At 68.5% G+C, this 11,680-nt stretch carries 11 protein-coding genes; 2 read left to right on the forward strand and 9 right to left on the reverse strand.

Translation table 11 applies throughout. From position 1 onward, the window contains the following. Nucleotides 1-54 precede the first annotated feature (54 nt). Complete coding sequence (locus tag ABZT17_RS06265) at nt 55-1,071, forward strand: LacI family DNA-binding transcriptional regulator (RefSeq protein ID WP_356344344.1); 1,017 nt, start codon at nt 55-57, stop codon at nt 1,069-1,071. 69 nt (nt 1,072-1,140) lie between these two features. Here the strand turns inward: ABZT17_RS06265 and prcA are convergent, their stop codons facing one another. The 6 genes from prcA to arc form a co-directional block, all read right to left on the reverse strand. Next, on the reverse strand, nt 1,141-1,896 hold the full coding sequence (gene prcA / locus ABZT17_RS06270) for a proteasome subunit alpha (RefSeq protein WP_356344347.1): 756 nt from the start codon (nt 1,894-1,896) through the stop codon (nt 1,141-1,143). Nucleotides 1,897-1,955: 59 nt separating this feature from the next. Next, nucleotides 1,956-2,801: a proteasome subunit beta gene (gene prcB, locus ABZT17_RS06275; protein WP_356344349.1), complete on the reverse strand. Its 846-nt coding sequence runs from the start codon at nt 2,799-2,801 to the stop codon at nt 1,956-1,958. Continuing rightward, nucleotides 2,753-3,346 carry an endonuclease VII domain-containing protein gene (locus ABZT17_RS06280; protein ID WP_356344352.1) on the reverse strand — a complete coding sequence of 198 codons (594 nt, stop codon included), beginning with the start codon at nt 3,344-3,346 and terminating at the stop codon, nt 2,753-2,755. The genes prcB and ABZT17_RS06280 overlap by 49 nt, the downstream gene beginning before the upstream one ends. Nucleotides 3,347-3,378: 32 nt before the next feature. Next, a complete protein-coding gene (locus ABZT17_RS06285) occupies nt 3,379-3,597 on the reverse strand; it encodes a ubiquitin-like protein Pup (protein ID WP_356344465.1) in 219 nt (72 codons plus the stop codon). Between the two features lie 189 nt (nt 3,598-3,786). Then, on the reverse strand, nt 3,787-5,298 hold the full coding sequence (gene dop / locus ABZT17_RS06290) for a depupylase/deamidase Dop (RefSeq protein ID WP_356344354.1): 1,512 nt from the start codon (nt 5,296-5,298) through the stop codon (nt 3,787-3,789). A gap of 245 nt (nt 5,299-5,543) precedes the next feature. After that, nucleotides 5,544-7,310 carry a proteasome ATPase gene (gene arc, locus ABZT17_RS06295; protein WP_356344356.1) on the reverse strand — a complete coding sequence of 589 codons (1,767 nt, stop codon included), beginning with the start codon at nt 7,308-7,310 and terminating at the stop codon, nt 5,544-5,546. 243 nt (nt 7,311-7,553) lie between these two features. Here arc and ABZT17_RS06300 point away from each other — a divergent pair, with 243 nt between their 5' ends. Then, nucleotides 7,554-7,859 carry a ferredoxin gene (locus ABZT17_RS06300; protein ID WP_356344358.1) on the forward strand — a complete coding sequence of 102 codons (306 nt, stop codon included), beginning with the start codon at nt 7,554-7,556 and terminating at the stop codon, nt 7,857-7,859. A gap of 69 nt (nt 7,860-7,928) precedes the next feature. Here the strand turns inward: ABZT17_RS06300 and ABZT17_RS06305 are convergent, their stop codons facing one another. From ABZT17_RS06305 to ABZT17_RS06315, 3 genes are all read right to left on the reverse strand, one after another. After that, nucleotides 7,929-8,504, reverse strand: a complete 576-nt coding sequence (locus ABZT17_RS06305) for a hypothetical protein (protein ID WP_356344360.1) — start codon at nt 8,502-8,504, stop codon at nt 7,929-7,931. Between the two features lie 219 nt (nt 8,505-8,723). Next, the gene (locus ABZT17_RS06310) at nt 8,724-9,623 is read right to left on the reverse strand and encodes a tRNA (adenine-N1)-methyltransferase (RefSeq protein WP_356344363.1); all 900 of its coding nucleotides are present in this window, start codon (nt 9,621-9,623) and stop codon (nt 8,724-8,726) included. Nucleotides 9,624-9,694: 71 nt separating this feature from the next. After that, complete coding sequence (locus tag ABZT17_RS06315; protein ID WP_356344365.1) at nt 9,695-11,323, reverse strand: site-2 protease family protein; 1,629 nt, start codon at nt 11,321-11,323, stop codon at nt 9,695-9,697. Between the last annotated feature and the right edge of the window lie 357 nt (nt 11,324-11,680).

The raw sequence follows: 11,680 nt of genomic DNA on the forward strand, positions 1-11,680 counted from the left end.
CCCATACGTACCATGTGCGCTGTTACACGTCCAGACGAAGGAGCAGGTCCACCGGTGGCACGCAGCAGCACGCGCCCGACCAGCCGCGACGTGGCACAGGCCGCGGGAGTCTCCCAGGCCGCCGTCTCCCTCGTCCTCGGCGACAAATGGCGCGGCCGCGTCTCCGAGACCACCGCCCAGCGCGTACGACAGGCCGCCCGCGACCTCGGCTACCGGCCCAACCTCGCCGCCCGCAACCTCCGCCTCGGCCACACCCGCACCGTCCTGCTCGTGGTCCCCGCACTCACCAACGAGTTCTTCGCCGGCGTCTACACCGGCGCCGCCCGCGTCGCCGCCGACCACGGCTTCGGCGTCGTCCTCTACCCCTCCCCCGCCGGCATCGGCCCCGCCCGCGACCCCTTCGCCTCCGCCCAGGCAGCCCTCGACGGCGTCATCGCCTCCTCCATGGCCGCCGACGCCGTCGACGAGATCCGCGGCGACCAGCTCCCCCTGGTCATGCTCGACAGCGACCCCGACGGCAGCCCCGGCGCGGCCACCGTCAACCTCGACATCACCGACGGCGTCCGCCAGATCGCCGAACACCTCCTCACCCTCGGCCACCGCCGCTTCCTCCACGTCGCCGCCGACGTCGCCTCCTGGACCTTCGACGTACGCGCCCGGGAACTCGCGGCCAGAACAGCAGCCGTCCCCGGCACCTCGGTCCGCACGATCCACGCCCCGCTCTCCATCGAAGCCGCCCTCACCGCCGTGGAAGCCGCCCTCGCACAGCCCGGACCCCACCCCACCGCCATGGTCTGCGACGACGACAAACTCGCGGCCGGCGCCTACAAGGCCATCCGCCGCCTAGGCCTGCGCGTCCCCGACGACATCTCCGTCACCGGCCTCGACGACCTCGCCCTGGCCACCGCGATCGACCCCGAACTCACCACCGTCCGCCTCGACGCGGAAGCAGTCGGCGAACGCGGCATGCAAGCCCTGCTCGCCGTCCTGGAGGGCCGCACACCCGACGCCGGGGACATCCCCGTCGAACTGGTCGTACGGGGCTCCACAGCCCCGCCCAGCGCCTCCTGAACCCCCTGTGCCCCAGCCGCGTCGGCGGCCGGGGCACAGAAAGGGTGAAGCGAGACGGAACCGAACGGGCTACTCCCCGTCGGAACCCTCCTCCTCGGCACTGCTCTCGGCCTCCGTGGCCGCCCCGCCCTCCTCCAGAAGACGAGCCAGCTGCCGACCCACGATGCGCTTGAACTTACGGGCCTGCGGACGCGTACGATCCAGCACCGCGACCTCCAGGCGCTCCGCGGGAATCTCCCGCTGCGTGCCGTTCGTGTCACGGGACAACGCCTTGACCGCCAGCTTGAGCCCCTCCGAGAGACTCATGCCCTCCTGGTGCTGCTGATCCAGATAAGTACTGATCTGCTCGGCATTGCCACCCACCGCGACCGAACCGTGCTCGTCCACGATCGAACCGTCGTGCGGCAGCCGGTAGATCTGATCGCCGTCCGGCGTCTCCCCCACCTCCGCCACCACCAGCTCCACCTCGTACGGCTTCTCACCCGCCGAGGAGAAGATCGTGCCCAGCGTCTGAGCGTAGACATTGGCCAGACCACGAGCGGTCACATCGTCACGGTCATAGGTGTAACCACGCAGATCGGCATACCGCACACCACCGATCCGCAGGTTCTCGTACTCGTTGTACTTGCCGGCGGCCGCGAAACCGATCCGGTCATAGATCTCACTGAACTTGTGCAGCGCACGGGACGGGTTCTCACCGACGAAGACAATGCCGTCGGCGTACTGGAGCACGACCAGGCTGCGACCGCGCGCGATGCCCTTGCGGGCGTACTCCGCCCGGTCGGCCATCGCCTGCTGGGGGGAGACATAGAACGGCGTCGACACCGGTTATCCGTCCCTTTCTGTCGAAGTCAACTGGATCACCTTGATAAGACCGGTCGCCGCTACAGCAGCGCGGCCCGCGGGCCGTCGGGCTGCTCCAGCCGCCGCTCCAGGATCGAGCGGGCGATCTCGGAGGACTCCTCCTCCGTCAACCGACGGAAGCCGTCCTCGGTGATCACGGTGACGATCGGATAGATCCGGCGCGCGACATCGGGACCACCGGTCGCCGAGTCGTCGTCTGCCGCGTCGTACAGGGCCTGCACCACCAGCGTGGTCGCCTGGTCCTCGGTCAGGTCGTCACGGAACAGCTTCTTCATCGCACCCCGCGCGAAGATCGAGCCGGAACCCGTCGCCGCGTAGTTGTGCTCCTCGCTGCGACCACCCGTGACGTCGTAGGAAAAGATGCGGCCCTTCGCCCGGTCCACATCGAACCCGGCGAAGAGAGGAACCACGGCCAGGCCCTGCATGGCCATGCCGAGGTTGGAACGGATCATGGTCGACAAACGGTTCGCCTTGCCCTCCAGGGACAGCTGCGCGCCCTCGACCTTCTCGAAGTGCTCCAGCTCCAGCTGGAACAGCTTCACCATCTCCACGGCGAGACCGGCGGTGCCGGCGATCCCGACAGCCGAGTACTCGTCCGCCGGGAACACCTTCTCGATGTCCCGCTGGGCGATCACATTCCCCATGGTCGCCCGCCGGTCACCGGCGAGGACCACACCACCCGGGAACGTCACGGCGACGATCGTCGTGCCGTGCGGCGCCTCGATGACACCCTGGGTGGGCGGCAGTTGCCGCTTCCCCGGGAGCATCTCGGGCTGGTGCTCGGACAGGAAGTCCATGAAGGAGGAGGACCCAGGCGTCAGGAAGGCAGCTGGTAGACGCCCGGTGCTACGAGTGTTGGCTTCCACGTCTTTCCCTCCAGGTAGGCAACAGCACGCCGGCCGACGTCGGGATCGTCTTCCAACTTGCCGATGGCCGAATTGCAGTTGAAGCACAGTACGCCACGGACCTTACCCGTCTTGTGGCAGTGATCCACATGAACAGCCGGAGCCTTCAAACAGATCGCACAGAGCCCCATCTGAGAAGCGACCATTCCGTCACGCTCGGCTTCGGTCATGCCGTACTGGCGCTTGAGATGCCCCTGCCTGCCCCGCACGGCCTTGCACGCCTTGCAGCACGTGGCAAGACCGTCCGACGCTGTGGCATTGCGATGCCATTCACTGTGCGGCTTGGTTTCCCCACAGCCACGACAGTGCTTGTGCCCCTCCGGTGTCTCGACCCTGGGTCGGACATTCTTCCCTTTGGCTAGTTGCCGAGCCTGGTGATAGGCGGACCAGCACTCCTTGCAGTAGGCCTGCAACCCATCGCGGGCGGACCTGTTACTGGCGAAGGCCGCTCGCGGCTTGACTGATGTGCACCGCGAGCAACGCTTCACACCCTCTTCGTTTGCCAACTCCGTAACCCTCGCAACCTTCGATTCGAAGGCTACTCCCCGCCTTTCTGAACGAAGCTTCGAACGAAGTCCTCGGCGTTCTCCTCGAGGACATCATCGATCTCGTCCAGAACCGAGTCCACGTCGTCGCTCAGCTTCTCGTGGCGCTCCTTGAGGTCTTCGGAGCCCTGTGCCTCCTGGGTCTCCTCCTCGACCTGTTCGGTCGAGTGCGTCGCCTTCTGCTGGCCGCCGCCGGTGTCCTTGGTTGCCATAACCCTCACCCCGCTCAGTTCGCCCGACATGGTCGGCAGGTCGGCATTCCTGCCGATCGGTGGTGATCAGACCCTACAAGCCGGGTCTGACAATGGCCCTGCAGTTTCTCCAACGTACGAGGACCACCTCGATGATTCCCGGACGGCGGACTTTCCACCCTGACCGGGAGGGACCGCCCGGGTACCCGGTCAGCCGCCGGAAAGCACCCTGACCAGGTCTTCCGCCGTGCGACAGCGGTCCAGGAGCTCCTTGACGTGATTTCGCGTTCCGCGTAGCGGTTCCAGGGTTGGGACCCGCTGGAGGGAGTCCCGGCCGGGCAGGTCGAAGATGACCGAGTCCCAGGAGGCCGCGGCGACGTCGTCGGCGTACTGCTCCAGGCAGCGCCCGCGGAAGTACGCGCGCGTGTCCTCCGGCGGCTTCGTACGGGCCCGCTCGACGTCCGTCTCGTCCAGCAGCCGCTTCATACGGCCGCGGGCCGCCAGACGGTTGTAGAGGCCCTTCTCGGCCCGTACGTCGGCGTACTGGAGGTCGAGGAGGTGCAGCTTGGCGGCGTCCCAGTCGAGGCCGTCGCGGCGGCGGTAGCCCTCCATGAGCTCGCGCTTGGCGACCCAGTCCAGTTCGCCGGCGAGGCTCATCGGGTCGTTCTCGAGCCGGTTGAGGGTGTCCTCCCAGCGGGCGAGGACGTCCTTGGTCTGTTCGTCGGCGTCCGATCCGAAGCGCTCCTCGACGTATTTGCGGGAGAGCTCGAAGTACTCCATCTGGAGCTGGACGGCGGTGAGTGTGCGGCCGCTGCGCAGCGTGACCAGGCGTTGCAGGGTCGGGTCGTGGGAGACCTGGTGGAGGGTGCGGACGGGCTGGTCCACGGCCAGGTCCACGGCGATGAAGCCGTCCTCGATCATGGACAGGACGAGGGCGGTCGTGCCGAGTTTGAGGTAGGTGGAGATCTCGGAGAGGTTGGCGTCGCCGATGATCACGTGCAGGCGGCGGTACTTCTCGGCGTCCGCGTGGGGTTCGTCGCGGGTGTTGATGATGGGCCGCTTGAGCGTTGTCTCGAGGCCGACCTCGACTTCGAAGTAGTCGGCGCGCTGGCTGAGCTGGAAGCCGTGTTCGTGGCCGTCCTGGCCGATGCCGACGCGGCCGGCGCCGGTGACGACCTGGCGGGAGACGAAGAAGGGCGTGAGGTGGCGCACGATGTCCGAGAAGGGGGTTTCCCGCTTCATCAGGTAGTTCTCGTGTGTGCCGTAGGAGGCGCCCTTGTTGTCGGTGTTGTTCTTGTAGAGGTGGATCGGCTGCGCGCCGGGCAGTGCGGCGGCGCGTTCGGCGGCTTCGGCCATGATGCGTTCGCCGGCCTTGTCCCAGAGGACGGCGTCGCGGGGGTTGGTGACCTCGGGGGCGCTGTATTCGGGGTGTGCGTGGTCGACGTAGAGGCGTGCGCCGTTGGTGAGGATGACGTTGGCGAGGCCGATGTCCTCGTCGGTGAGCTGGCTGGAGTCTGCGGCCTCGCGGGCGAGGTCGAAGCCCCGCGCGTCCCGTAGCGGATTCTCCTCCTCGAAGTCCCAGCGGGCCCGGCGGGCCCGGTGCATCGCCGCCGCGTAGGCGTTGACGATCTGGGACGAGGTGAGCATGGCATTGGCGTTGGGGTGGCCGGGGACGGAGATGCCGTACTCCGTCTCGATGCCCATTACTCGCCGTACGGTCATGCGGCCCTCCTTGCCCGGCGGCGCCCTCGGTCGGGGGCGGCGCTCAAGTACCGCTGGCGCTCCGGTGCGTGTGCGGTGCCCGTCCCCGCACTGCGCGACTCGGCGGTACCGAAGAGCCTAGAACGGCTTTGCGCTGGTGGGGAGATCATTTGCGTCATTGCCTTGCTCGCCTTGGTTCCGGTTGGTTGCCTGGAAAACAGTCGGCTGCGGGTACCCCGGTTAGGGCACCCGCAGCCGCCCTGCTTTTACAGGTACTGACCGGTGTTCGCCACCGTGTCGATGGAGCGTCCGGTGTCGGCGCCCTGCTTTCCGGTGATGAGGGTACGGATGTAGACGATCCGTTCGCCCTTCTTTCCGGAGATCCGGGCCCAGTCGTCCGGGTTGGTGGTGTTGGGCAGGTCCTCGTTCTCCTTGAACTCGTCCACGCAGGCCTGGAGGAGGTGGGAGACCCGGAGGCCCTTGGCGTTGTGGTCGAGGAAGTCCTTGATCGCCATCTTCTTGGCGCGGCCGACGATGTTCTCGATCATGGCGCCGGAGTTGAAGTCCTTGAAGTAGAGGACTTCCTTGTCACCGTTGGCGTAGGTGACCTCCAGGAAGCGGTTTTCCTCGGATTCCGCGTACATGTGCTCGACGGCCGTCTGGATCATGCTTTCGACGGTGGTCGTCTTGCTGCCGCCGTGTTCGCCGAGGTCGTCGGCGTGCAGCGGGAGGCGTTCGGTGAGGTACTTGCCGAAGATGTCCTTGGCGGCTTCGGCGTCGGGGCGCTCGATCTTGATCTTCACGTCGAGGCGGCCGGGGCGCAGGATGGCGGGGTCGATCATGTCCTCGCGGTTGGAGGCGCCGATCACGACCACGTTCTGCAGGCCTTCGACACCGTCGATCTCGGCGAGCAGCTGGGGGACGATGGTGTTCTCCACGTCGGAGCTGACGCCGGAGCCGCGGGTGCGGAAGAGGGATTCCATCTCGTCGAAGAAGACGATGACGGGGGTGCCCTCGGAGGCCTTTTCCCGTGCGCGCTGGAAGACGAGCCGGATCTGGCGCTCGGTCTCGCCGACGTACTTGTTCAGGAGCTCGGGGCCCTTGATGTTGAGGAAGAAGCTCTTGCCTGCGGCCTGGCCGGTCACTTCGGCGACCTTCTTGGCCAGCGAGTTGGCCACGGCCTTGGCGATGAGCGTTTTTCCGCATCCGGGGGGCCCGTAGAGCAGGACGCCCTTGGGCGGGCGCAGTTCGTGCTCCTTGAACAGGTCCGGGTAGAGGTACGGCAGCTCGACCGCGTCGCGGATGGCCTCGATCTGGCCGCCGAGGCCGCCGATCTGCTCGTAGCCGATGTCGGGGACTTCTTCGAGGACGAGTTCCTCGACCTCGCTCTTGGGAACGATCTCGTAGACGTAGCCGGAGCGGGGTTCGAGCAGCAGGGCGTCGCCGGGGCGGATGGTGACGTCCAGCAGCGGCTCGGCGAGCCGTACCACCCGTTCCTCGTCGGTGTGCCCGAGCACCAGGGCGCGCTCGCCGTCCTCGAGGATCTCCTTGAGGGTGACGATGTCCCCGACGCGCTCGAACTCCATGGCCTCGACCACGTTGAGCGCTTCGTTGAGCATCAGTTCCTGGCCGCGCCGGAGCTCTTCGAGGTCGACGCTGGGGCTGACGTTCACCCGGAGCTTGCGGCCCCCGGTGAAGATGTCGGCGGTGCCGTCCTCGTTGGCCTGCAGGAAGACACCGAAGCCGGCCGGCGGCTGGGCGAGCCGGTCGACCTCCTCCTTGAGGGCCACGATCTGGTCGCGGGCCTCACGGAGCGTGTTGGCGAGTCGCTCGTTCTGGGCGGACACGCCGGCCAGGTTGGTCTGCAGCTCGACGATCCGCTCTTCGAGAATCCTCGTGTGTCGCGGAGAGTCGGCGAGCTTGCGTCGCAGGACGGCGATCTCCTGCTCAAGGTAGGCAATCTGCCCGGCCGGGTCGTCGGACCCTCGTCCCGGGCGGATGCCGCGGTTCATGTCGTCGTCGTGGGCTGCCACGGTCCTCACCTCCTCCAAGGGGAGCTGGACGCTTCCAGACCCTACCTGGGTGGGTGTCGATTGAAACCCCTAGATCACAAAGACTGTAGAGGTGTGTCCGATCTTCACCCTTGCGCTCTCCCTCACGCCAGCTCAATACCCACCGAACATGATTGGAAAGCTGCCGGAGGTAGGGTCGAACTGTTCAACACCCGTCAGAGCTGGCGGGATTCCCGTCGGCTCGAGTTGTAAACGGCAGGAGACATGAGCGTGCAGCAGGAGGCCGGAATCGGTGCCGAGGAGCTGGAGGTCTGGATCGATCAGGACCTCTGTACCGGCGACGGTATCTGCGCGCAGTACGCGCCGGAGGTGTTCGAGCTCGACGTGGACGGTCTGGCCTATGTGAAGAGCGCGGACGACGAGCTGTTGCAGGACAGGGGCGCGACAACGCCCGTGCCGCTGGCGCTTCTCACGGATGTGGTGGACTCGGCGAAGGAGTGTCCGGGCGACTGCATTCATGTACGGCGAGTTTCGGACAGGGTCGAGGTCTACGGTCCTGACACGGAGTGAGTTGTCGAGTGCGACGCGTTACGACTGTCTGATTTCTCACATGCCCTGGGGGCGTTACGCGGACGTTCCTCAGACGCTGTGGGTGCCGGCGGGTGTGGTGCGGACGAACGCTCCGTTCCTCCACTGCCACTTAGCGTGGTCGGTGATGTCCGGGCAGCAGCGGGGGATGTCCTCGGTCGAGTAGCCGAGGACGGTGGCGGTGACCGCTCCGTCGCGTACGGCGAAGTCACTGACCGTGTCGCCGGTCTTGGGGGCGATCAGGGTGGCCACGACGCGGGGTTTGCCGTCTGAGGCGCGCGTGATGACGTAGAGGCCGTCGGGCGGGGTGCCCATGGGGGCGTCGCAGTGGACGACGGCGACCGTCTCCGGGTTGCCGTCGCCGTCGAGGTCGCCGGTGGCCTTCTTCTGTACGACGGCCTTCACCGGTCCGCAGGTGATGGGGAAGTCGACGCCGGCGGTGCCGGGTGCGGCCGCGGGGCGGGTGGTGGTCTTGGTCTGGTGGCCGGCCGTCTGGGCTGCCGTCGCCGGGTTGGGCTGCAGGACCGACGACAGGGCCATCACTCCGGCCACGGCTGTGGCGGTGGCGACCCAGTGGATCGGACGGGTGTGCGTGTGTGCCAGTTCCGGAACGGCGGATTGCTGCACTAGGAGTGTCTCCTGTGAGGGCTGTGCCGGTGGGGGTGGCACGCATCGTGCCACACGTCACAGGGAGGTGGAACGGCGGGGTACGGGGTGACGGACACGGCACTCCCGGATTGGTCCGGTTTGTGGCGGGGTGTCAACCGAAGGGCGCTGTGGTCGAGTTCCGGTGGGTTCCGGGAACTCGGCCGCAGCGCCCTTACGTTGGCTGCGTGTGCGGCCGCGTCAGCGGCCGGCTCCGTCGGCGTTGGGTCCGGCGTAGTCCTCGCCGTAGGCGCCCTTGGCGGGGCGGCGGCGGCGCATGGGCGGCTCGACGCCGTCGGCGAGGCGGCGGGCGGTGAGCAGGAAGCCGGTGTGGCCGATCATCCGGTGGTCCGGGCGGACGGCGAGGCCCTCGATGTGCCAGTTGCGGATCATCGACTCCCAGGCGGTCGGCTCGTTGAAGCAGCCGATCTCGCGGATGGACTCGACGGTCCGCGCGAGCTGGGTGGTGGTGGCGACGTAGCAGCAGAGGATGCCGCCGGGGACGAGCGCCTTGGAGACGGCCTCCAGGCACTCCCAGGGGGCGAGCATGTCGAGGATGACGCGGTCGACGTCGGTGTCGGAGAGGTTGTCCTGGAGGTCGCCGACGGTGAGCTGCCAGGCGGGGTGCGGGCCGCCGAAGTAGCGCTCCACGTTCTGCTGGGCGATCTCGGCGAAGTCCTCGCGGCGCTCGTAGCTGTGCAGCATGCCCTGGTCGCCGATGGCGCGCAGCAGGAAGCTGCTGAGCGAGCCGGAGCCGACGCCGGCCTCCACGACGCGCGCGCCGGGGAAGATGTCGGCGAAGGCGAGGATCTGCCCCGCGTCCTTCGGGTAGACGACGGCTGCCCCGCGGGGCATGGACAGGACGTAGTCGGGGAGCAGGGGGCGCAGCGCGAGGTAGGCGACGTTACCGGTGGTGCGGACAACGCTGCCCTCGGGAGCGCCGATCAGCTCGTCGTGCGGGAAGGAACCCTTGTGGGTGTGGAAGTTCTTCCCGTCCTCGAGCGTGAACGTGTAGTGGCGGCCCTTGGGGTCGGTCAGCTGAACCTGGTCCCCGACCTTGAAGGGCCCGCGCCTGCGGGCGGCACCGGTCGGTTCGGACATGTGACCAGCCTACCGGGGTTTGCGGAGGCCGCCGACCAACAGGATGGAGCACGGCTTCAGGAGAGCGGGGGTCAGTTGGGGCGGGCCATGGCCTTGACGAAGGCTCGTTCCACGTCGGCCGCGGACAGGACGCCGTAGATCTCGCCCGTCTCCTCGACCACCAGGTACTCGGTGGCCGGGGTGGCCCGGAGTACGTCCAGGAGGTCCTCGCCCGCCAGTTCCGCGGAGACGCGCATGCCGTCGGTGAGGTCCTGGGCGAGTCCGCTGACGGCGACCCAGGGGCGGCGGTGTTCCGGTACGCCGACGATGGCGGCCTCGCGGACGAGGGAGAGGGGGTTGCCTTCGGAGTCGACGACGACCAGGGCGCGGGCGCCGGCGGCGTTGGCACGGCGCAGGGCCTCGGAGAGGGGGGTGTCGGTCTCGACGGGGACGGCGCGGCGGGTGAGGTTGCGGGCGCGCAGTTCCGGCAGGTGTTCCCGCAGCCGGGCCATGCGGAGGCTGTTGCCGGCGCCGGTCCAGATGATCGCGGCGAGGATCGCGGCGAGCAGGGCGTCGGTGACGGTGTCCATGCCGACGCTGTCCTCGGCGGTGGAGCCGAGGGCGCCGGACTGGGTGAGGAGCGGGAGGCCGATCAGGACGGAGACGGCGAGGGCGCGGCCGACCCAGGCGGCGGCGATGGTGCCGCTCATGGGCTTGCCGGTGATCTTCCAGACGACGGCGCGGAGCATGCGGCCGCCGTCGAGGGGGAGGCCGGGCAGGAGGTTGAAGACGGCCACGATGAGGTTGGAGATCATGAGGCCGGCCAGCAGGACGCCGGGGACCGTGCCGGGCTCCACGGGCTGCATGGCGACGTAGAAGATCCCGGCGAGGACGAGGGAGAGGAGGGGGCCGACGAAGGCCAGCCAGAACTCGCGGCCGGGGGTCTCGGCCTCCTTCTCGATCTCGGAGACGCCGCCGAAGAACTGGAGCTGGATGCGGCGGACCGGGAGCTTGAAGCGGAGGGCGGCGATGGTGTGGGCGAGTTCGTGGACGAGGACGGAGGCGTAGAAGGCGACCGCGAAGAAGAGGGCGACCAGGTAGCGGGCGGCGCCGAGTTCGGGCAGCACACGGTCGAGCTGGCCGCCGAACACCCAGGTGATCAGGGCGGCGACGAGGAACCAGCTGGGGGCGACGTAGACGGGCACACCGAAGGGGCGGCCCATGAGGAGGCCGCCTCGGGGGGATTCGGGGCGCTGCGGCGGCTGGGGCTTGGCGCCGGAGTGGGCGAGGGTGCGGTCGGGGTGGGTGTCGGCCGTGGGGGGCTCGGGGCGGTTGCCGGAGGAGGTGTCGTCGGACTGGGGTGCGGGTGCGGGGCCGGTCGGGCCCGAGCCGTCGTCGGGGCGCGCGTCGCCGTGCCGGTGACCGGCGTCGGAGGCGAGGCCGCCCTCTTCGTCTTCCTCCCGGGAGACCGCCTCACCGGCATGCGTACTGTCCACGCCTTCTACGACGCGGTCATGGCGGTCGGAGTTGCCTGTGTCCGCGGTCTCGGGGGCTTCGTCGGTGGGTGTGGTCGGCGCGTCCGTGTCGTTGCCCATGGAGGGGTCTCCCTTGGCGGCGTCCCTGGTCGGGGTGGTCCGTCGTGCGTCCGTGGACTGCGCGTCGGCCGGCGTCGGCTCGTCGGTGCCGGGGCGTGGTCGCCCGCTCCCGCCGCTCTCGTCCACGATGTCCCCTCGCTCGAAGCGTCTCCCGCGCCTGACGGGCGGAAGGGTCTGGGGTCGATGGTATGCGGCCGTCGCACCGCGTTCCGCCCCGGCACCCCCTGTGTTTCACCAGCCGCCTCGGGCGTCCCGGCCACGAGTGCGGGTCACTGTCAGTGGCGGGCCGTAAGGTCTGGGACATGGAGACGAGCGCGGAGGGCGTGGCGGAGGCCCACGACGGGGGTACGACGGAGCCGGCCCCACCGGTCGTGCCCGCCCCGGCGGCGAAGACGACAACGCCGACGGCAGCGGCGGGGACGTCCGGGGCGGAGCCGTTGCCGGCAGCCACGGAGGAGGCCGCGACAGTGACGCCCGAGCCGA

Source organism: Streptomyces sp. NPDC005648, from assembly GCF_040605395.1.
Taxonomy (GTDB): domain Bacteria; phylum Actinomycetota; class Actinomycetes; order Streptomycetales; family Streptomycetaceae; genus Streptomyces.